A 1,549-nucleotide genomic window follows, 5' to 3' on the forward strand; every position below is an offset into this window, starting at 1 on the left:
GTCCTCCCGCCCCCCCCCCACCACAACCCCACGCCCACCCCCCCACGCCCAGCGGGCGCCCGCGGGGCGCGCCCCCCCCCCCCCCGCCCCCCCCCCCCCCCGGGCCCAGGTGACCAGACGGTCAAGGACCGCCAGCACGACCTCCTGGCGCCCCGGGGGCAGGAAGGGCCACGTCAGCCAGGCAGGTGCGGACAGCAACACGACTGCCAGCAGCGGCAGCGCGAACAACGCGGAGAGCAAAGGGCGTGACAGCCACGCAGGCATGCGTCGACCTCCAGATCAGTCCCACGAGGGGAAACGTGCTGGACGGCGACGCGAACTGGGCACCCCACGCGCTCAGGCGCATGCAGTCTCCGGCCAAAGCCGACATCCAGGAATCCGGTCCGACTCTACCCACAACTGCGTTTCGACGAAAGCGCGTTCGGAGGACACGCCGACACCCTGTTCCGCCACCACGGAAGCCCGGACGGGACGACCTGGTGGGCGCGGCTCGGCATCCCGTGATCCGGTGTGCCAGGCGGCCGGGCCGGGGCACCCGGGGGGCCGGGGTTCAGTTCTCGGCCGGCGGGGCGGCGGCGAGGAGTTCGCGCTTCACGTGCTCGAAGTCGGCCAGGGCCTGCGGGGTGCCGCGGGCGTAGTCGGTCCAGAAGCCGGGGCGCTGCCAGCGGGCGTCGCAGAGGCGGGTGCGGCCGTCGGCGATGACCAGGGTCCAGCCGGGTGGTATCCGGGTGTCGACCGTCTCGAAGTCGGCCGCGTCCCAGAGAAGTCCCGGGTCGGGTGTGTCGGGGCCGAGCAGGCGGATCTGGCAGTCGATGTCGTGGGCGACCAGCTCCAGAACCGGGTAGACACCGCCCACCCGGATCCCCGCGAACTGCGCGACCGGGATGTCGGCCGCGGGGTGGACGATCTGCAGGCACCTGACTCTCATACGCGCATTCTCGCCCGGCCGGTCCCGGGTTGTGGTCCGGGGACGGCGACCGGTCGGGTCCGGCGGCGACGCATCCGGTCGACAGGGGGCGGCAGCTCGCGGACAGATGCCCCGGTGAACAAGAGCTGCCGTCCTGTCCGATCGGGCCGTCCGGCCTCGCCGGGAAACGCCGACCGCTGCCGGGAGGAGTACGGCTGCGTGGCCTGGGGCGGATGTACGGAGCGGACCTGCCCCTGCTGAGCGCCACCTCCGCCCGTGACCTCACTGCGCGGCAGCTCCGCAGCGGCCAGGACCGGCGCCGCTTCGACGTCGGACTGCGGACGCTCCTCCCCCTCGGCCGCGCCCCCTCGCACTCGCCCCGTCGGTGGCGGGTCAGGAGCGGGCGGACGAGCCGGCAGCGGTGGCCGGCAGCGCGGCCTCCCAGGCGAACCCGTCCGGGTCCGCGAACGAACCCGCGGTGCCGCCGAGGACGATCCGGTGCGAGCCGCTGCCGTCGACGGCCACGCCCACCTCCTTGGCCAGCGCGCGGCGCTTGTACAGCGCCAGCTTCACGGCGCCGGGCCCGCCGGAGGCGAACTCGGTGTACTTGCCGCCGAAACTCCGGGCCACGGTCAGGCCCCG

The 1,549-nt window shown here is 74.3% G+C and carries 1 protein-coding gene and 1 pseudogene; both read right to left on the reverse strand.

Annotation, left to right across the window (positions count from 1 at the left end; translation table 11 throughout):
• Nucleotides 1-550 precede the first annotated feature (550 nt).
• A complete protein-coding gene (locus ACFV0O_RS36655) occupies nucleotides 551-928 on the reverse strand; it encodes a hypothetical protein (RefSeq protein ID WP_380348455.1) in 378 nt (125 codons plus the stop codon).
• A gap of 372 nt (nucleotides 929-1,300) precedes the next feature.
• Nucleotides 1,301-1,549: pseudogene (locus tag ACFV0O_RS36660) on the reverse strand (glyoxalase); the annotation flags it as partial.

This window comes from Kitasatospora sp. NPDC059577, assembly GCF_042735475.1.
In the GTDB taxonomy this organism is placed as follows: Bacteria; Actinomycetota; Actinomycetes; order Streptomycetales; family Streptomycetaceae; genus Kitasatospora.

What these genes read in the sequence shown, in the direction of transcription:
- ACFV0O_RS36655 (WP_380348455.1), bottom strand. Translation starts at nt 928, where the DNA reads ATGAGAGTCAGGTGCCTGCAGATCGTCCACCCCGCGGCCGACATCCCG.